Origin of the sequence: Novipirellula artificiosorum (assembly GCF_007860135.1) — a bacterium.
Taxonomy (GTDB): domain Bacteria; phylum Planctomycetota; class Planctomycetia; order Pirellulales; family Pirellulaceae; genus Novipirellula_A; species Novipirellula_A artificiosorum.
Map to the genome: position 1 here is coordinate 42,694 of NZ_SJPV01000004.1, position 20,158 is coordinate 62,851.

The 20,158-nt window shown below is 55.6% G+C and carries 15 protein-coding genes and 1 pseudogene; 3 read left to right on the top strand and 13 right to left on the bottom strand.

Annotated elements, in window-relative coordinates; genetic code table 11:
* Positions 1-46 precede the first annotated feature (46 nt).
* From Poly41_RS12700 to Poly41_RS12710, 3 genes are all read right to left on the bottom strand, one after another.
* A complete protein-coding gene (locus Poly41_RS12700; protein ID WP_146526571.1) occupies positions 47-1,630 on the bottom strand; it encodes an arylsulfatase in 1,584 nt (527 codons plus the stop codon).
* 300 nt (positions 1,631-1,930) lie between these two features.
* Positions 1,931-2,200 carry a hypothetical protein gene (locus Poly41_RS12705; protein ID WP_146526572.1) on the bottom strand — a complete coding sequence of 90 codons (270 nt, stop codon included), beginning with the start codon at positions 2,198-2,200 and terminating at the stop codon, positions 1,931-1,933.
* Between the two features lie 135 nt (positions 2,201-2,335).
* On the bottom strand, positions 2,336-3,625 hold the full coding sequence (locus tag Poly41_RS12710) for a 3-keto-disaccharide hydrolase (RefSeq protein ID WP_146526573.1): 1,290 nt from the start codon (positions 3,623-3,625) through the stop codon (positions 2,336-2,338).
* An 867-nt stretch (positions 3,626-4,492) separates the two neighbouring features.
* Here Poly41_RS12710 and Poly41_RS12715 point away from each other — a divergent pair.
* A complete protein-coding gene (locus Poly41_RS12715) occupies positions 4,493-5,101 on the top strand; it encodes a sulfatase-like hydrolase/transferase (protein WP_231615630.1) in 609 nt (202 codons plus the stop codon).
* 168 nt (positions 5,102-5,269) lie between these two features.
* On the opposite strand, the gene Poly41_RS12720 is transcribed toward Poly41_RS12715, so the two are convergent.
* The 8 genes from Poly41_RS12720 to Poly41_RS12755 form a co-directional block, all read right to left on the bottom strand.
* The gene (locus tag Poly41_RS12720; RefSeq protein ID WP_146526575.1) at positions 5,270-5,842 is read right to left on the bottom strand and encodes an ECF-type sigma factor; all 573 of its coding nucleotides are present in this window, start codon (positions 5,840-5,842) and stop codon (positions 5,270-5,272) included.
* A gap of 198 nt (positions 5,843-6,040) precedes the next feature.
* Complete coding sequence (locus Poly41_RS12725) at positions 6,041-6,628, bottom strand: hypothetical protein (RefSeq protein ID WP_146526576.1); 588 nt, start codon at positions 6,626-6,628, stop codon at positions 6,041-6,043.
* A gap of 156 nt (positions 6,629-6,784) precedes the next feature.
* A complete protein-coding gene (locus Poly41_RS12730) occupies positions 6,785-7,387 on the bottom strand; it encodes a nucleotidyltransferase family protein (RefSeq protein WP_197231285.1) in 603 nt (200 codons plus the stop codon).
* An 11-nt stretch (positions 7,388-7,398) separates the two neighbouring features.
* Positions 7,399-8,469, bottom strand: coding sequence for an XdhC family protein (locus tag Poly41_RS12735; protein WP_146526578.1), 1,071 nt, complete (start codon positions 8,467-8,469; stop codon positions 7,399-7,401).
* Positions 8,470-8,534: 65 nt separating this feature from the next.
* Positions 8,535-10,313, bottom strand: coding sequence for a xanthine dehydrogenase family protein molybdopterin-binding subunit (locus Poly41_RS12740; RefSeq protein ID WP_146526579.1), 1,779 nt, complete (start codon positions 10,311-10,313; stop codon positions 8,535-8,537).
* Complete coding sequence (locus Poly41_RS12745) at positions 10,297-10,989, bottom strand: DUF1588 domain-containing protein (protein ID WP_146526580.1); 693 nt, start codon at positions 10,987-10,989, stop codon at positions 10,297-10,299. Before Poly41_RS12745 ends, Poly41_RS12740 begins: the two co-directional genes overlap by 17 nt.
* A 123-nt stretch (positions 10,990-11,112) precedes the next feature.
* Positions 11,113-12,477: a Gfo/Idh/MocA family protein gene (locus Poly41_RS12750; protein ID WP_146526581.1), complete on the bottom strand. Its 1,365-nt coding sequence runs from the start codon at positions 12,475-12,477 to the stop codon at positions 11,113-11,115.
* A gap of 401 nt (positions 12,478-12,878) precedes the next feature.
* Positions 12,879-14,063 carry a right-handed parallel beta-helix repeat-containing protein gene (locus tag Poly41_RS12755; RefSeq protein WP_197231287.1) on the bottom strand — a complete coding sequence of 395 codons (1,185 nt, stop codon included), beginning with the start codon at positions 14,061-14,063 and terminating at the stop codon, positions 12,879-12,881.
* A gap of 198 nt (positions 14,064-14,261) precedes the next feature.
* On the opposite strand from Poly41_RS12755, the pseudogene Poly41_RS12760 reads away from it, so the two are divergent.
* Positions 14,262-14,663: pseudogene (locus Poly41_RS12760) on the top strand (ISAzo13-like element transposase-related protein); the annotation flags it as partial.
* A 100-nt stretch (positions 14,664-14,763) separates the two neighbouring features.
* Here Poly41_RS12760 and Poly41_RS12765 read toward each other — a convergent pair.
* Complete coding sequence (locus Poly41_RS12765; protein ID WP_146526584.1) at positions 14,764-15,597, bottom strand: polysaccharide lyase; 834 nt, start codon at positions 15,595-15,597, stop codon at positions 14,764-14,766.
* A 170-nt stretch (positions 15,598-15,767) separates the two neighbouring features.
* Between Poly41_RS12765 and Poly41_RS12770 the strand changes: the two genes are divergently transcribed.
* Entirely contained in the window at positions 15,768-17,849 is a 2,082-nt protein-coding gene (locus tag Poly41_RS12770; protein ID WP_197231288.1) for a cellulase family glycosylhydrolase, read from the top strand.
* Between the two features lie 128 nt (positions 17,850-17,977).
* On the opposite strand, the gene Poly41_RS12775 is transcribed toward Poly41_RS12770, so the two are convergent.
* Entirely contained in the window at positions 17,978-20,032 is a 2,055-nt protein-coding gene (locus Poly41_RS12775; RefSeq protein WP_146526586.1) for a S9 family peptidase, read from the bottom strand.
* Positions 20,033-20,158: the final 126 nt, after the last annotated feature.

Below are 20,158 nucleotides of genomic sequence, written 5' to 3' on the forward strand. Positions count from 1 at the left end.
CCCCTCACGGACGGCGGCCAAAACCACGTTCAGCTGTTCGCCACGATTAGCGGCCGCCCATGGAGGCTTCGATCTTCTTTTGGATTCCTTCCAGGTTGAAAGACCCGGGGGCCTGGCTCGGCGGATACTCCTTCATCGTCATCAGAAACTGGCCAGCGACTCGCTGCATCGGTCCGAGGATGTAGACTCGGTCGAGGAACCAGTCGTTGTAAGTGTTCGAGTTGTGCTGTGACTTTTCGAACGGGTCGCGGCGCAGGTTGAACAATAGCGGCACACGAAGCTCGGTGAACGGCTCACGCCAGACCTCGAACGCTTGGCCTCGATTTTCAAGGAAGACAGCTTTCCAATCCTGATAGCGCATGGCAACGATTTGGCCATCGTCGTTAACGTACATGAACTGTTTGCGGGGCGACTGATCGGTCTTACCGCTGATATAGTCGATCTGATTCGCACCATCAATAAAGTTCCTGTAAGGGCGACCGTTCAATTCAACTCCTTTCTTCAACTGCTCTACGATGTCAGCGTTGCCCCCCGCAGCGGCGAAGGTAGGTAGCCAGTCTTCGTGAGAGACAATGCCGTTGCGGACCTCACCAGCTGGGAAATGGCCGGGCCATTTGATGAAACATGGAACCCGGTAGGCCCCCTCCCAGTTCGAATTCTTCTCGCTGCGGAAAGGAGTGGTCCCAGCATCGGGCCAAGTGTTGTAGTGCGGGCCGTTGTCGGTTGAGTACTGAACGATGGTGTTGTCAGCGATACCGAGTTCATCAAGTAGCGTTAGAAGCTGGCCGACTTGCATATCGTGCTCAATCATGCCGTCGGTGTATTCGTCATTGCCCTTGTGACGGTGCTCGGCTTTGACGTGGGTGCGGAAATGCATGCGGGTACCATTCCACCAGCAGAAGAATGGCTTGCCGGCCTTGGTTTGACGGGTGATAAATTCTTTGGCGGCAGCGATGGTTTCTTCGTCGATGGTTTCCATTCGTTTTTTGGTCAGCGGGCCGGTGTCTTCAATCGTCTGGCCGCCCTTGCCGTCCGCTTTGCAACGCAGCACACCGCGCGGTCCGAAGACTTGTTTAAAGGTCTTACCGCTGGGCAAAACCAAGTCGCTGGGGTAGTCCTCGTTCTCGGGCTCTTCCTCGGCGTTAAGGTGATACAGGTTTCCCAGGAACTCGTCGAATCCGTGCATGGTGGGCAGGTGCTCGTCGCGGTCGCCCTGATGGTTTTTTCCAAACTGGCCAGTGGCGTAGCCGAGGCTCTTCATTACCGTGGCCATCGTGACGTCGGTTTCTTGCCAGCCCTCGGGCGCGCCGGGGATGCCGACTTTGGTCATGCCGGTGCGGACCGGGACGGAGCCGTTGATGAAGGCGGCGCGGCCGGCGGTGCAAGATTGCTGGCCGTAATAGTCGGTAAAGAAAACACCTTCCTGAGCGATGCGGTCAATGTTGGGCGTCTGGTAGCCCATCATGCCGCGGTTGTAGTAGCTGATGTTCTCCGTACCGATGTCGTCCCCCCAGATGACGAGGATGTTGGGATTCTTCGTGGTTTGGGCTTGAGCCGCCTGGAACACTGCCAAGCCGGCGAGGATGCCAGCCGTCAGCACGAGAAAGGTCGAGATTCTGTTCGTCTTCATTTCGGTTCACTAATGTTGCGGAAGAAGTAGATAAGATTGGCCGAGGTTTACCAATGCGCGCTCTCACTTTGAGCGTGTTGCGCAGCAAATCGTAGAACATAGTTGGGCAATTTACAACTATCGTATAAGGGAGGGAAACTGTCGGATCCTTCGAAGCGATTCGTGGAAGCCGGCCTAAATGCAAACCCGCCTAGGCAATGACAGCTCCCCCTGAAGTTTGGAGATGAATCTGACTTCGCTCACTTCGCCGACTGGCCAACTCGTTGAGGGTGTATTGCCGGTCTTCGTAGCGTCGCATGCTTAGGCGCTCTTTTTCCAAGTGTTGGCGAAAGCCGTGTCACTTTCTGAAGAGGGAACTTTGTTGACTTGTTCGCCGTTCCATTCTCGTTCGTCTTTCAGCCACCGCCGCCAAGGATGCGGACGCATCGCGGCTTGGCCGAAGAATAGATCCCAATCGAGGCCCCTGAGGACAGGTTCTTCCGGCAACAACACATCGGCAAGCGGGCCGAGCCAATTCTGCACCTCAACACTTGCCACTTTGCCAATGTCAGCGTTAATGGCTTTTCGCAATACACATCCAGCCCTGCGTCGCACGCAAGCATCGCAGCCAACCCGCTTTTCAGCATCAACCGTCGCGAACTCATTTTCTCGGAGGATTTATTCATCATCGGTGCCCGTGAAAGTTCGAGCAGCCCCTACCGTGACTCACTTCCGCTCGATGAGCTTCATCATGTCGTCGGTGATGGGCATGACCTCGAAGTCTTTGAAGAACATTTCGCAGTCGGTCCCGCCGTGCATTTGCAGACCGAGCTTGCCCGTCTTCTCGCACGCTTCGTCGACGAGATCCGAAGTGCAGAACCCGTTGAGTGTTTGGACCAGACGGTCGCCGTACGCGGCCGTGCAGGTCGTGTTCCACTGGCCATCCTTGTTGCGGACCTTTTCGACGAACTCGTCGTTCGTGACGACCCATCCGCGCCCCGGAATCGTCTTGCCGTCAACAATTCCAGCGGTGTGCCAGAGGGCGGAGTCCTTGCCATTGTTGGCGATCTCGTTTTGAAACCCGCGCAGCACCCACGGGGCGCTCGTTTCCTCGGCGCGGAAATACAAGGCGCTATTGCCGCCCTGCATCCGATACGTGACGCGAGCGATGAAGTTGTCATAATTCTTGCTGGAAATGACAAGTCCGTCCTTGCCTTGACTTTTGGAGTGGACGCCGCACAGTACGCCGTCCTCGGTGAAGGACCATTCCTCGGGGAGGACAAACTTGGCATTGGCGAGCTGGTAGTTGCCATCGTCGCCCTTGACGAAGAAGGGATCCCACTTGCTCTCGCCTAGATCCTTGACACGGATATTCCTCCAAGCGACCGAGCCGGACTCTCCGGCGTGAATCTGCAGGCCGAAAAAGCCCTTCATCGAGAAGCTATCGAACAGATCGACAACCAGATTGCCGTTCAGCCAAGTCTTGATGGACGGTCCGACGCATTGAATTTCCACGTCGTTCCACTCACCTTCCCGGTAGCTTGCCTGAGCGGCGTCTATGCGATCCTGTGGGGTGTAGGCATCGAGCCAAACGATGCCGAATTTATGGCCACGACGTCCTTCGTCGTAGATGCGGCCGGTCGCGTCACCACCAGGACCCATTTCGTACTGATAGCCGTAGACACGCTGGCCATCGCCTTCAGCACGTGCGGCGGAGCGGAACTGGATGCCCGAATTCCCGGCTTCAAGGAACTTGTATTGCAGCTTCAGGACGAAGTTGCCAAATTTCTTTTCCGAACACAAGAACGTGTTGCCCGGCGTATTTGGAATGCAGTTCCCGACGATCGAGCCGTTCTCGACTTCGTACTCCGCCGACCCGCCACGCTTGACCCAGCCGGCTAGGTCGATGCCGTTGAATAGGGAGGTGTAGCCCTCCTCGATGTCCGCCGCCGACGCGGTCAGATCGAAGGGTGCCAAAAGCCAGATCACCATAGCCGCTAAAAGAACTTTTCTCATCGCTGTCTCTCCTTGAAGTGGTACTCGTGGATGGGATGCGATTGCAATTCTCAGGCCAGATAGTCGGCAATCAAGATCGGCGAGAGGTTGTTTGCAATGCCCATGACGTTATCTTATCTTCGATCAAGGCCCTCGGTAACAAAAATCGCCAAGTACTTTGTTTCGGGGCGATCATTGCCGTGGCATGCCTGGAAACGGTCAGCCAAAACGCCGGTTTCAGTTTTTTCACCAGACGGGTTGGTTGATCGAGACCCATCGGAATCTCGCGCGATCATCAGGGGAGTTGCAGGAACGGATTTGTCGCTGGCAATGATTCGTATCAACAGCGTACTTTACCGGATGTTTGGTGGTCAATGTTAGGCGTACTCAGCGCTGGAATGCTGGACGCGTTTCCGCTAAAACTTTTTTGTCACTTGACCTCGACTCTCGCAGCCGCGGTGGATTGGTCGTTGGTGTGCACGTTATCGTTTGGCTGACATGCTCAGTTCAGCGTGGCTCGTTCGATGATGTGGCAAAAGCCGAAACGCCGAACATGGATCCGCTCGCCAACCAAGGCGTGATATTCCGCAACTTTTTTTGCACATCCGACGGAAGCACGCGGAACCCAGACTCGAGGTTTTTTGGAGGTATGGCTGCGGTGTCCAATGATCTCTTAGAAAAGAGTCCCCGACGGTCGGTCGTCCGCCGGGAACCGGTAGCACCCTTGGCGCACCGTCGACCGGGATATCCCTTGTCAAGTTGCAACTCTGCAGAGCTCGACTCCGTTTCTACCGGCAACTGCACGATAACAAGTGAAAATAGCTCCTGCCAGCAATGATGGGACACCGGAGAGATGCCTCGAAAACCTCCTGCGCACGCTTCCGCCGGATGAGCCAGTTTTTTTGCACGACGCCGGTTTGCAGCCCCGCTCGCGCCGCATTCATGACCGGACGCTATGCCAGTCAATTCGGAATCACGGACTTCATTCCAAAGCCGGGCCACAAGTTGTACGATCCAGACAATCAAATGGCTCTCGATCCCGACAAGAGCGTTACGTTCGCAGAAGTTCTGCAGCAAAACGGCTACCAAACCGGATTGGTTGGCAAGTGGCATTTGGGTGATTGGACGGCAAAGGGCAGCGAACGTTTTCATCCGACCCATCACGGTTTCGATTACTTCATGGGGCTGACCGGAGGTGGAACGACGCCAAGCAATCCGGAGCTCGAAGAAAAGGGTGAAGTTCGGAAATTCACCGGACTGACGATCGACATCCTGACTGACCACGCGTTGAAGTTCATCGAACGCCAAAGTTCAAACTCGTCGTCGATTCTCTCAATGAGGGACGAAACGAGTTCTTCGATCTGGTGGAAGACCCCGGCGAGACTCACAACCTGTTTGCCGACCGCCGTCCGGAAATCCATGCTGCCATTGAGGAACTCACTCAATGGCTGCAGTCGACTCGATCGGAAATTGAAAACGCACCGAAGCCGTGAGTGACGCAAGACGGCACCTCGACTACATCGAGAGGGTAAATGACCAGCCCCAGTAGCATCAGGGTGACGACGTACAGCAAGATGAGACGCAACCATCCCGAGAAGTTGGGGAACTCTTTCGATTCGTTTGCGCGGCAAGGGATGCGATCGACACTTCGTTTCTTGACCATGATCAATCCGCCTCCTCGGAGTCCATTGCCGTCTTGAGCCAGGCGCGTGCGTAAGCCCAATGGCGATCGGAAGTTGCGGACGAGATCCCCATCGCCTGTGCAGCCTGCTCGCCGGTGAGTCCAGCGTAGAACCGGAGCTTGACAAGTTGCGCTTTCTGAGGATCGCTCTGTTCGAGTTTGACCAGAGCCTCATCCAGTTGCAGCAAGCGCTCGGGACGTTTGGCCGCCGGATGCTCAATCGCATCGAACTCGATCCGTTGTCGGTCACCGCCTCGTTTCACTGCCGCCTTGGCCCGAGCCCGATCAATCAAGATTCGCCGCATCGCTTCGGCTGCCGCGGCAAAGAAGTGCCCAACACTGTTCCACTTCGCATCGTCTCCACCCGTGACATCCACCAGTCGCTGATAGGCTTCGTGGACCAGATCGGTGGCCTGCAGAGTCTGGCCGGGTTTTTCATGCGAGAGCCGAGCCTTGGCCAATCGCCGCAGCTCCTGATATACCAGTGGCAATAGGTCTTCGGCGGCCTTCTGGTCGCCTGATTCAGCCGCCTGAAGCAATCTTGTAATCTCAGACATTCGTTAAGCCTCTGTGTTTTTTGGCTTAGCCGATAGTATTCGCATCGCGGGATCAATAACGAACGTAGTGGCCGAGGGAATGTGAGTCAAGCTACTGGGCCGCTGGCACGTTTCGTATCGGTCAATCGATTGTCTCAAGATACGCTTTTGCCCAGTGGAAGTCACCAGTGTGAAATGCACAGGTTTTTCACGGCTTACTCATTCTGTTCTTTGACGAACTAACCATCCAAGGATCGCGCGTGACCAGTGGTACTCGTTAACCCAGGGCGCAAAGACATTTTCCGCAGCAGATAGGTGCTCTTTTGTTTTGGGGAAATCCCTCTCTGAGAATCGTTTCATCGCGATCAAAAAGTTTGCTTCGACCAATGCATTTCGTTCGTTTTTTGTTTGCGATAGCAACCAATCGTCGCTTTTGCCTTCCGCCAGATAACGCAGGCTTGTCTTCACGATCCTCTTCATCTGGCTTGTTTGATAGTTCGTGTCGTCAAGGCTCTGCAGCGTCTCTTGCGCTGCGCGTTTGATTTCTTCTTGGGATGCTCCCTCCACAAACGCCACATAGAGAGCATTCAATGCCAATTTTGGATCGTCCTGTTGTTCATGGATCTCTTGCCATCTGGATTCATATTCTTGCTGTCCAACACTCTCAACAGCAAGAAGCAGATCGAACGTTGCTTGAGATCTGTTGACGTCGGATGCTTTTTTAAGTGGCGATACCCAATCCGCCTGGCCATGGGCAAATCGAATGCAGGCGACTGGGTCTGGTGTGCCGAGTGCTATCGAAGCCACTGTTCGCCTCGAGTTCGTGTTTCAAAACCGCTTCCATTAGATCAGAGAGTAATCGAAAAATAGTTTACCTCAAAACTCATTTTAGAATTCGATGGAAACCGAGTTCCGCGACCTATTCCGAATGCGATCGTGCATCATAGGGAATCACCGAATTGGTCACTCACGGCATCCTTTGCGCATCGCCTGAAGCACTCGCCAGTAGTCGGCTTGAGTATCGATGTCATCGAGGATCGAAGCGCAAGCAACGGGCAACTCAACGACGTCTTGAGCATGCTTGACCAGCAACCCGCGTAGTCCCAGCCCCTCGAACTCGGTGAGAATCTCGTCTCGATATCGGATCGAAATCAGTAGTGGATGGCCTCTTCTACCTTCGAACACGGGAGCGATGATTCCAGCACCCGTATCCAGGAAGCAGCGAATCATTTGCGTCACAACATCCACCTGAATCGCTGGCTGATCCCCCAAAGCCACAATCACCGCGGTCGTTGGTTCGGTCAAGGCATGTAGCCCCGTGCGAACGGACGTCAGCATTTCTTCATTCGCATCCGGGCTAACAACACATTGCACATTGCGATCACGTAGCGTATCCACGATAAGCTGCTTGTCTCGCCCCACAACCACCAACACCTGTTCCACCTGGGTTTGCAGCAGCGTATCGACGGTGTGCGCGATCATCGGTTTGCCGTGCATCGGCAAGACCATTTTCTGCGTTCCCATGCGTCGTGAGCGACCGGCGGCAAGGACAATGGCGGATATCATCTTTTTAGTCTCTAAAGCCGCGACGCGTGACTGGTGCGGCGAACCTGAATCAGTTGTGCCACGATGCTCGCCGCAATTTCCGGTACGGTCTCCGCCCCGATATCCAACCCTATCGGAGCGTAGATCCGATCGAACTGTTCGACAGTGCAGCATCCCGTCGCGGTCAGTTCCTTGCGCAACATGGCCACTTTGCGGCGACTGCCGATCATACCGATGTAGGCCACGGCCTGCTTCATGCAGGCGGCGAGTGCTGCCGCATCCTGTTGATGTCCGCGAGTTGCGATGACGATGTAACAATCCGAGTCGCAGGGGAAAGTCTTTAATTGCTGTACGACATTGCCACCGTAGAGAGCCGTGCTGTTGGGAAACAGCTCCGGCTGAGTGAACTCTGGGCGGTCGTCGAACACTGCTAAGTCGAATCCGACCCCATCGGCCTGCATCGCGAGGGCTTGGCCAATGTGCCCGCCACCGACAATCAGCAGAAGTGGTTTGGGAAGTACCGGTTCCACCAGCGCAAAGGCATCGCAACCCTTCGGGTCCGGGGGACAGTGGAAAAGCCGATTTTGTTCCGACGTCACGACTTGACGTAGCATATCCAAGTCAGGAAATCCATCGTGCGATGCGAGAGCGGATTGCAGAAAGAACTCGGTTTCCACGGTCACTTCGCCTCCGCATCGAATGTGGGTCACAAGCACGCCGCGTTGCCGCTCGGCAGCGGCGTTCGCGGCCGCGCGGCAGGCGTTGCACAAGGCATGATTCAGCGGAGTCAGTAACACACGCAACGAGCCTCCACAAATCGGGTGACCTTCGGTCGCAGCGTGCCCCGCCAGGTTAAATTCAAGAACCAATGGATGCCCCGTTTCGAGTGCCTCGGCAACCCGTTGCAGAGTTGCCGCTTCTACCCAACCTCCTCCGATCGTACCGGAAAGAACATGCTTCGAAGTCAACACCGCTTTTGAGCCCAGCTTTGCCGGTACAGGTCCCTCTGCTGCCATCACGACTGCCAAGGCGCAAAGGTGTTGGTCGTCGCCGATGGTCGCAATTGTCCGGTGAAGATCGTCGATGGAATAGCTGTTATGCATTGCGGATCGCGAGAGTTAGGTAGCTGTGACAAACCACGAGGCTACATGTTACAACCAAGCCGTCTTTAGCTGCTTGGCAAACGGATTGGCATCGATCGTACGGGGGTTCCCGTCGCGGCAAAGATGGCATTCGCGATCGCCGGTGCGATGGCGATAATCGGCGTTTCGCCGGCACCCGCCGACGGAATCTCTGTGTTGTCTACCAGATGCACATCGATCTTCGGCAAGTCTCGAAACCGAGGTACACGGTAGTCGGAAAAGGCTGCGTTCGTAATTTTGCCATCCTTGAATTCAATCGCCTCCCGTGACGCCGCGCCCATCCCCATCATGATGCAACCTTGAACCTGCGACGTCAGATTGGCTGGGTTCTGAATGGGACCGCACTCAAAGGCCTCGCAGACCTCGCTGACATGAAACTCGCCTTTGCGCCGATCGACACGAACTTCCACACACGCAGCGACCACCGAGTTCTTCTCCGTTCCGCAGGCCAAACCCACACCGATCTCCGGCGTCACCTTGGCGCGGCGTGTTGCCCAATCGAATCGTTGGGCGGCAACCTCCAGCACGGTGCGAATCCGACTATCCTGGAGATGTTGAAGCCGAAACTGAAGCGGATCGACCGCAGCCATCTGCGCTAACTCGTCGATAAACGACTCACGGGCAAAGTTGTTTGCCGTGGCAGCCAGGCCACGATAGGCACCTTGCCGGAGCGGTGACTCTGAATTCGACGACAAAACACGAGTGCAGGGTATTTGATACGGCGGATCGATCGCCGAACCGCCTGCGTTAATGTTCGTGAAGTCCCAGGCGGTCAACCGGCCGTTCTGATCCAACGCCGCTTGACTTTCGATCAATGCAGCGGGCCGGAAGTAAGCCCAAGTGAATTCCTCAGCACGCGTCCAATGCACGGCGACCGGGCACCGCGCAGCTCTTGCCAACCGTGCCGCTTCTTCTGCGGCTTCCCCCGTATGTTTGCCTCCGAAACCACCCCCCATGTCCGGAACGATGACCCGGACTCGTTCGGTGGGTATCCCCAACGAACGTGCAAGGTCGCCTTGCACTCGCTGAGGGCCGTCCACGCCAGTCCACACCGTTAGCTTACCGTCTTGCCACCGCGCCGTGGCTGCTCTCGGTTCCATCGGTGCGTGCTGCACATAGGCCACTTCATAGCGGGCCTCGAGAACCTGGTGCGCATCGGCAACAGCCTTCGCAATGTCACCGCGCGTCTGAGCTCTGCCGGGTCGAACATGTTGTTTAAGGTAATCAAACAGTTCATCGCTGGAGGGATGAGAGACCGTTTCCCAACGAGCGGTTGAGGCCACCGCATCGAGTGCTTGTGCGGCGCGATAAGTTGTCGGAGCCGCGAATCCGATGAACGCTCCATCACGGACAACGACGACATCCGGCATCGCCTCTGCAGGCGAAAAATCGATCGACTTGAGTGTCGCGCCATAGGACGGTGGCCGCAGAATCTTCCCATAAAGCATCTCAGGTAGGGTGATGTCCGAAGGATATCGATGCGTACTGGTAACCAAGTCGCGGAGATTGGGACGGACCACCGACGATCCGATGACCGTCCAATCCATTCGTGGTGTTAACTCGATATCAGGTGCAACATTTTGCTGGAATGCATCTGCGATTTCAGCCGATTGGGAAAGGTCGGCGTAACGAAGTGTCCGTTCACTCGTCCTGTGGGTGATGATTCCCTTTGCTACGCTGAGGCTGTCCGTTTCGACATTCCAGTGCTGGGCGGCCATTTCCACCAGTAAACGTCGTGCCGTCGCAGCACCCTGGCGTACAACCGGTACCGTGCTGGGAGTCGTTCGGCTACCTGCGGTAACCATCCCGAGCGATCTCCTGCATCAAGTCATCCACCACAATTTCGTCATAGCCTTCCAGCCTTCGGCATAAGGCATAGGCTAACATTTTCTCTACCAGATTTCGAGAAAAAACATCGAGACGCCCGGCGATCATCCCCTTCAATTCTTGGGGGCTCGAAAAGCGACTTCCATCGGGAAGTTCACCCGAGGCGTCAATCGGCTGACCGTTGTCGTCCTGTTCACGCCAGCGACCGATGGCATCGAAATTCTCCAGACCAAACCCGATCGGGTCGAGTAACCTATGGCAATTGGCGCAGACAGGATCCGTACGGTGCAGTTCGGTGCGCTGGCGCAGGGTTAGATTGGCAACCGACTGCTGGTCCTGTTTCTCCAATGCCGGAACGTCGGGCGGGGCAGAGGGCACATGCTCCCCGAGCACTTGTTCAAGCACCCACACGCCTCGGATGACGGGACTGGTGCGATTGGGAAAGGACGTCGCCGCAAGAATCCCAGGCATGCCTAAAATCCCTCCTCGATTATCGTCGGTCAGCGTCTCGTCACCTGCGGACTGAGCCGTGCATGTGCCGGGGCTCGACCACAGGATGCCCAGGACCATCACGGCAATTCCGCCACGGAGAAAACGTGGTTCCGTCGATGTCACTCGAAACCTCATCCGATAACCATCTTCGCATCCACTCATTGTAGCCAATTCTCGTTAGCGTCGCCCATCCATCTTGCTTACGGATGAGTTCTTGCGGCCGACGCCGCTTAATGAAAGCGGACGAGAGTTAACGATTGATCAGACGCCAGCTACGCATTACCCTTACGCCAACTCGTAGTATGCTTCCCATCCCGGGCGCGGAGCATGGCCTTTCAAGAGTTCGTTGGCTCTGACGCTGTTCGTGATTTGCTTTGTCTCGGTGTCGAATTCCAGGTCCTCTCCCAACCGTTGTGCGATGCAGCCCAGCATGAAGACCTGCGTCAGCGGACCGGTTATTGCGAACGAGGAATTGCAATACGGATCCAGACCAGCTGCTGCACGCAAGAAGTTGTCCATGTGGTTGGTGGATGTCTCGCTGGCAGACGACTTCGGCAGGCTGTCTTTCACATCGTCTTGCCTTTCACCGCCGACAATGCTCAGCGACGCGCTGTGTGTTCCTCCGACGAAGGTTAGGTCATCGCTGAAGATGGCTTTGCCGCAACTTGGGATTTTCACATCGTGCGAGCTCGGTGGTCGGTTGTGCGTCCCGTCATACCAGTTGATGGTCATCTCGGGCATATCCGGACCGCGCTGTGCAAAATCGAACGCAATGGTTGTTCCGTGCGGATAGATCAAATCGTTTGGCTTCTCAATCTTTTCGGCTCGAATCTCGTGAGGCAGGCCAAGCTTCAGGAAGCGATGAACCGTGTCCAATGTGTGCGGGCCCCAGTCGCCAAAGGCACCGTTGCCGTAGTCGTACCAGCCTCGCCAGTTGCCTGGATCGTACTTGCTGTTGTAGGGGTGCTTGGGTGCGGTCCCGGCCCAGACGTCCCAGTTCATTCCCTCAGGCATTTTTTCAGCAGGCGGAAATTCCTTGATATCGCCCCACGGATGCCAACGTCGCCCCTTGTTCATGCAGGCATCGACTCGGCGAACGTTCTTGATGATTCCGGCTTCTACCCAAGATTGGAACTGCAGCCTTTGTCCGCTGGAATGTCCTTGGTTGCCCATCTGACATTTGACCTTGTATTTCTTTTCGGCCGCCATCAGCAGTTCGCATTCCTCGAACGTGTGCGCGAGTGGCTTTTCAACGTAGACGTGGATGCCCATCGACATCGCAAGCATCGCGATGGGGAAGTGCGCATGATCGGGAACACCGATCGTGCACGCGTCGATCTTGTCGCCCATCTTTGAGAGCATTTCTCGAAAGTCTTCAAAGACGATCGCATCATCGCACCTGCCGCCCATCTTCTTCTTCAATCCCTCGGCTCGCGAGGGAACCACGTCGCAGAGCGCGACGCAGTGGGTCAAGCTGTTCTTGATCGCTTCGGAGCCGATGTTCCCACCACGATTCGTGCAACCGATGACCGCTAGATTCAGTTTCTCACTCGGTGAACTCTGGCCAACGGCATAACGGGGAAGAATCGTGGCGGCTGTAGAAACTGCTGCCGATTGCGTCAAGAATTGGCGACGATTGATATTTTGCATTGAGGTTTCCGGGAAAGGTTCGAGTTGATTATCTGCATGCCAGAACCGTCGAAAAGAACGACTGCGTTTGGTAGCGAGGCGAGTCCAAGGGTTGTTTAGCGAAGTCGCGTGTCTCCTCCACTGCGACAATCAATGGCCCGAAAGGAGGAATACACCTGCCAATCCTCATTCTCATCCCTGACAAAGCACAGTTATATGTCGGAAGTAATCGAAATGGAATGCAGGGAAGCATTCATGATAGTCGGTTCCTCGCGCCATGGGATCCTGAGGAGGAATCGTATCTTCGCATCGCAACGGGAAACAATCCACAAGTACAGGGCCGATCGGTCTGAGAATCGGTCAGTGAAGGCAACCGCGAGAGGGTGATCCGCATGGCCTTCCGCCGCATTTCTCGCCACTTGTCAGTTTTTGCTCTGCGTCGCTTTCCCGACCACCGCGCCGCTGATGATCGAGTCGGCATTGCGAGCCTGGCCGTAGAGGTCCGTGGGCAGACGATACTCGGCGACAGCATGATGAAAGGGAGCTTCCGCAACTGGGGTTGCATCGCAATCATCGGCATTCCAAGTTAGCTGTTTGAAGTCCTGAAGGCCGCGACCAAGCGTACAACCCCGTTTCGGTCCATCTCCGAGGACCACGTTTCCCGCAATCGTTACTCCTTGATGGCCATTGGCGAAGTGCAATGCGTTTTGCTCACGCGAGTAAATGACGTTGTTCGCCAGGACCATCTTACGGCGCGCATTCCATGACCCACCTCGAAACGCGTGAGTCGTATTCACCAACGTATTGTGAATGACCTGCAAATTGACCGTCTTTCCCTGGTGATCCGTGCTCGCGAACGCTGCGTTCCTGCCATCAATGAGAAGGTTGTTGCGAACGATCGCTTCTCCCTGTACCTGCATGACGCTGTCAAGACTGCGATAGCAGACATTGCGCTCGATCACATTCGGTTGCTTGCCGCCCGTGCCGTAAACGGTGATACAGGGATAGTTGCAATCGTGGACCCTGTTCTCGGCAATCCGATTTCCCCACGAACCTTGTTTCACTTCGATGCCATCTCCCTGAGTTCCACGGCAGTTGTAGACATGATTGAGAGCGATGACGCTCTCGCTCATAATCACTCCGCCGTTGTTTCCTCCGAGATACATTCCTTCCGCGGTCCCATTTCCATCGTGAATCGTGTTACGCGTCAGGTAAAGCTGATGCGTGTCGGCTGAGTTCGCGCTTAAACAGACTTCCTGTGTGTGATGGATATGGCATTGGTCAATCCACACGTTGCGGCATTGACCGAGACGAATCCCATGACTGCCGCCCGTGAACTCCAAACCACGCAGACAAAGATACCCCACCGGTTTACCCTGGCCGACATTTAGGATGTTCTGTCGAGCATCCGGACGAGTGATGCTGACGTTGGCGTCTCGGTCGGCGACGATCCAAATGGGCGCTGCGGCGGTTCCTGAGACGGACAAATCCCAAAGCCGACTGACGCTGTAGGTCCCCGTGCCAATCTCCAGTCGATCGCCGGGACGAAGGCCTTCGATTGCCTCAAGCAGGGCGTCGCCGTTCTGCCGGTCACTCGTGTTTGGCAATGCGGTAACCTTGATCGTTCGCTTGGGTTGGATCAATGCCCAGGGCGGGTCGTAGTCGCCAGCAACGAGGCTAGCGGTCGAAAGGCTAAGGGACCGTCCGCAAATAAAGTATCGAACTGCTATAGGAGAAAAACACCTATTTCGTCGATAATGCGTTGATGCAAGACGCACATATTATTGAAGGACTAGAACTTAAGTTTAATTCTCTCGTCGGGGAGTGGCGGAAGCAATGGCCACCGAAATCGTTTGTGGAAGTTTGAGTTACAGCGATTGGCTGACGAGACCGGCATGATCATCGAAGTGTGCCACTATCCACCAGGCACGAGCAAATGGAATAAAATAGAACACCGACTATTTTGCCATATCACCTGCAACTGGCGAGGCGTTCCATTGGAAAGTCATCAAGTTGTTGTCAGTCTTGTCAGTTCCACTCGCACAGAACAGGGCTTGGAAGTTCACTGTCACCTCGATGAGAACGAGTACCTCAAGGGTCGCAAGATTACAGATTTCGAAATGTCAGAAATCAAACTCAAGCGTAACGCATTCCATGGCGATTGGAATTATGAAATCGCACCACGCAAGCGATGCAAACCTCGATAGTTTATTTGCGGACGGTCCCTAACGAGCAAAAGGCAAATCGCTTTCATGATGCAGGACTGTCGTCATTATTACGTTGGATGCGTTCCGCCAGACGTGTCATTCACTGGTCATCCATGCCGATCCGTGATTTGCTGATTGCCACGTCGTCGATGTAGACGTGGTAGTCGGACTTGGCAGTCCAGGTGCCGCCGTAGTAGAGGTTCAGCCAGACCGTTTCGATCTTGAGACTGTCCACGTCTCGCATTCGCACGTCGCTCTTCTCGAAGACGAGCTGATCATCGACCCAGCCTCGTAGGATCCCATCGTTCGTCCCTGGCGTATTCAGTCGCGCTTGTTGCTCGATGCAGTACCAGCGGTTGTTTTCCAGTCCTTTAAAGCCGCTTCGATCCCACACCCAGTTGTCGCCGTATTTCCCCCTCATGTCCGCATGATAACAATAGAAGCCAACAGGCGTATGACCGTCCTTCTGACCATTGAACAACCCCCGTGCCGACCAACCATCTCGGCCGTTGACCGGTCGCCCGCCCCAACCTGCTCGGCCATAGGTGCCGCCGATCCCCGGCAGTTTACCGCCGCGTTCCGGCTTCCAGTCGTTGGCGAACCTCACATAGTAGCGGAAGAAGATCTCTTCCGGCTCTGAGCCGGTTCGCTTCTTGAAATGATATTCGAGACTCGTGCCATAGTGTCCCCCTTCGTCTACTCGAATGCGGAGCGCCTTGCCGTGATGCGCTTCGAACTTTCGCGTTGTGTCTGACTCGACCGTCTTGGTATGCGGGTCGCGCCGTTGAGCGGACCACTCGGTCCACCAAGTGTCAGATTCAAAGTCGCAAACGAACAAGACGTTGGGCGACTGTGCCACGGCCTTGGGTGCCAGAGTCGACAACGCCGCGAGCAAAAGTGTGACAAACGTGAGCAGACGAATAACTCGTGGCATGATTTCCTCGAGGACCGAAGACAAGTGATTGATCGCGGAATGTCCGCCCTCGCAATTGTATCAGACTGGCGCACGCATTTTGTTTTTCGCATCTCCCATGGACTTGATCAATGCCGCGGCATCTATTTAGAGGTCTACGGAAACCACCTTACCCGAGTGGATTGTCACCCATGGGTCGCATTCTCTTGTCCATCGCCCTGATCATTCTTCTGAGCCTGCGTGCAGTCGAATCGACGCTCTTCGCGGTAGGCCCCCATCCGTCTTTGCCGTCGCCCGGGGTAACGGATGGACTCGGCGTGAACATTCACTTCACCAATGCGCAGCCCGGCGAGATGGAGATGTTGGCCGAAGCCGGGTTTCGATGGATTCGCATGGACGTGACTTGGGGCCGCACCGAGCGTGAACGAGGACGCTATGACTTCTCCGCTTACGATCGACTGCTCGACGACCTCGACCAGCATGGCATCGGCACTTTGTTGATTCTCGACTACAGCAACACGCTTTACGAGAAAGATCGATCCGTCGCCACGGAGGAAGGCCGCTTGGCGTACGCGCGTTGGGCTGCGGCTGCCACCAATCACTTCAAGGGACGCGGCATCATCTGGGAAATTTGGAACGAGCCGAACATCCGCGGATTCTGGAGGCCGGAGCCCAACCTTGATGACTACACGGCGATGGCGATCGCGGCGTGTGAAGCGATTCATGACGTTGCCCCCAATGAGGCGATTGTAGGGCCGGCGACTTCGCAGATCGATCTAGAGTTTCTGGAAGGTTGTTTTAGAGCAGGCTTGCTGGAACATTGGGCCGCCGTGTCCGTGCACCCGTACCGCCAAAACGCACCGGAGACGGTCGCCGCCGAATACCGCAAGTTGCGACAGCTGATTTCACGCTATACTCCGGAAGGCAAACGCATCCCGATTCTCGCGGCGGAGTGGGGCTATTCGGCTGCCTGGCACAGCTGCGATGAAGTGCAACAGGGCAAGCTCCTTCCTCGCCAGTGGTTGACGAACATGGCCGCCGGCGTGCCGATCTCGATTTGGTATGACTGGCACGACGACGGAGGCAATCCCGACGAGGCCGAGCACAACTTCGGGACCGTCGCCTTCGCGTATCATACCGATCGACAGCCGGTCTACGACCCCAAGCCGGCATACCACGCAGCAAAAACACTGACTTCATCTTTGGCCGGATTTCACTTTATCAAACGCATCGGTGTCGGCTCGCCTAACGACTATGCAATGCTGTTCGGCAAAGACCAACAACTGCGAGTGGCCGTTTGGACAACGGACGACCAGCCGCGGCGGATCACTCTACCATCCGACGCGACTGTGTTCCAAGTCGTCACGCATACGGGCGAGCGCGAAGCCGACATTCATGTCACTGACGGTAAGTTAGAGATCATGATCGACGATGCGCCGCACTACTTGGCCGTCGATCTTCCGAATCCGAAGTTGGTGTCGGCACCGGTAGCCTATCCGATGTACGTCAAGATGGAGCCCGCCCTCGATTCAACGCTGACCGTTCGCGTTGAGAATACATCGGGCAAAGCGTTTCGTGGTAAGGCGAAACTTACTCATGTTGAGGGCGTCAATCCAGTTGAAACGACGAGGTTGTTACGATTCGACACTGATCAGATGGAAACCACATTGACGTTCCCAATCTCGCAAGAGCCAAGCGGTCTGTATCAAGTGGGGCTTCATATCGCGGACGCCGAGGGACGTGTGATCTTGAACTCGCCACCGCAGCGCGTGGCACCACTGCCCATGCGAATGCTGCTCGATACAAAAGTCATCGAAGATGGTGATCACGACGTCGCGTGCGAGTATTCGCGGATCGAGGCGCCCCCGCCCGAACCGCTCCCAGGTTTCAACGGCCCCGTTGCGAAGTTGACGTATCGGTTCGCCGAGGGTTGGAAGTTCCTGCGTCTGGCCATCGATGGCCAGACGGAGATTGAGGGCATTCCGAAGACGCTGGGTCTATGGATTTACGGCGACGGCCGGCTTGGCAGTCCGCGGCTACGAATAAGAGACGTTTCCGGCGAAACGTGGCAGCCGTCTGGCCCACAAATCAGTTGGACCGGATGGCGATATGTCGAGATTCCGTTGAACGGTTCAGCCGGGTGCTGGGGAGGCGACGAGAACCGCCAACTCGATCCGCCTTTGCGTTGGGACACGATCTTCTTGCTTGATAGCCCGGCCCGCAAGTCGATGGAAGGTGAGATCTACCTGGCCGCGCCCCACCTGATGTACTGAGTCTCCTGCTTTGCTGAACCAGCCGCCGCATCGTCGATCGGCAGCACCACGTCCATCGACAGGATCTCACCCAACTCGGCAAGCATCCGTCGGCGCTCGTCACCAACACACGACCGGGTGCGAGCAGGCTACCGCGGGCCACGCGGTAGATTCTCAATGAGATAGCGTAGTATTTTCATTCGAACATGAACCACGGTTCCCTGACCTTCACGCAGACCGTGGTCTCGATTTGGATAAACCATATAGTCAAACGGTTTGCCGAGTTCGATCAGGCGATCAACAAGCCCTTCAATGATTTGAATGTGCGTGTTGGTTTCACCGGACCCAGTGATGATCAACAGCTTGCCTTTTAGGCCTTCGGCGAAATTGATTGGCGCCGAACGCTGATAGCCGTCCGCATTCACTTCGCGTGTCCGCATGTAGATCTCTTGAAACCACGCGTTGTACAACCAAGGTTGTGGTTTCGGAACAACCGCGATGCCAACGTGATACACATCGGGCTTGCGAAACATGGCGTTCAATGTGTTGGAACCACCACCGCTCCAGCCCCAAATTGCCACCCGCGACAGATCAACATATGGCTCCAGTTTCGCAAGCTTTTTCAATGCGGCGGCTTGGTCTTCGGTCGAAAGCGGGCCGAGACTGCCGAAGATACTGCGCCGCCACGCGGCGCCTTTCGGGCACGCGGTTCCTCGATTGTCGATCGACACGACGACGTATCCCGTGTCTGCGACAACACGATGAAAGTCGGTTTGGGCGGCTCCCCAATCATCGAGTACGGTTTGCAGGTAGGGTTCGCCATAGACATAAACCAAAACCGGATACTTCTTTGTCTCATCAAAGTCACTGGGCTTGGTGATGCAAGCATCCATCACGACGTCGTCTCCAATGTCGATCTGAACGAATTCGGTGCGGCGTGGCACAGCTTGAATAAACTTCTTCCGCAACTCGGCGTGGTCGTTGATGACACGGACAACGTTGTGCCCTGGCAGCCTGACAAGGTCCACCACGGGAGGATCGTTCAACGTCGAATAGGTATGGATGGCCAACTTCGCATTGGGCGAGAAAACGTAGTCGTGTGTACCGGGCTGGTCCTGTGGCGAAAGCCGTTCCAGCTTCCCGGATCCATCCAGCGGGACTCGATGCAAGTACTTTTGCGTTCCGTTGTCCGGCGAGGCGTAGAAGTAGTACCAACCGCCCGCTTCATCGACAAATGCCCGATCGATGATATCGTACTCTCCAGGCGTCAGTTTGGACTCGACCTTGCCGTCTCGTGAGCAGACATACGCTTGTCGCCACCCTTCCTTTTCGCTAATCAGAATGAAGGCTTCGCCTTCGCGAATCCAATGTGCTCCGGAATTGATGCCGTGGCTGCCGACAGCCCACGCCTCGTTGACCTCTTGGTAAATGCGTTTTGCATTGCCATCGATCGTCGTCAACCAAAACTCACGTTTGTCACGGAACCGACTAAGTGTTTCAATCAATAGTTCATTGGAGTTCGGAACCCAATCGACTTGCCCAAGATAAAATCCGTCGACGTGAGTTTCAAGCGACACCCATCGCACTTCGTTGCGATCGCAATCGACGATCCCGACTTCCCGCCCTTCGATGGTTCCTCCCACACGTGCAAAACGGTGCTCGGCGACGCCGGGATAGCTGGGTTCCGTCGGTACCAGCACGGATCGCAAACGTACGTCGGTACGATCCACTTTGACGAACGAAGCCGCTTTCCCCGACGAGCTCCAGCGAAAGTCCCGAAAGGCAACATCGCGTCCTACCTCGATCGCTGTCAACGGAGTCTCGTTGTCACCTTGCTCTTTCAGAAAGAGGTTTCCGTCTCGCACCTTCAACGTGAACACTCCGTCGGGTGATTGGAGTTGATTCGGATCGGGTTCGGCTTTCATGACTTGCCGAACACCCGAAACAACGTCGTATTGTGCCGTGACGGTTTTTCCCGTTTGCGGATCTTTCTCGCGAATTCGGAAAGCGGACGAATCGTCTAGCCACTCGGCCTCAACTTCGGGAACACGAAATTCGTTACGATCGTAAATGGCTTTTAAACGTTCGGTTGCGACCGGTCGCCAGTCCTCGCGTGGCACATCATGAGCGTGAAGCGGAAACACTGAGATCAACGCAGGCAGTGTGACCACCACTGAAAAACAAATCGCTGCAGACTTCATCATTGAATTATTCGGTCCTGTTTGCAGGGTAGTCCAATAGGGACGGCGCGGACTTGAGAGCGAGTTGTGCTGACCGGAATTCCTCGGATCGTGCAGCCGGAAACCGCTCTTGGTACAATTTCATGTTCG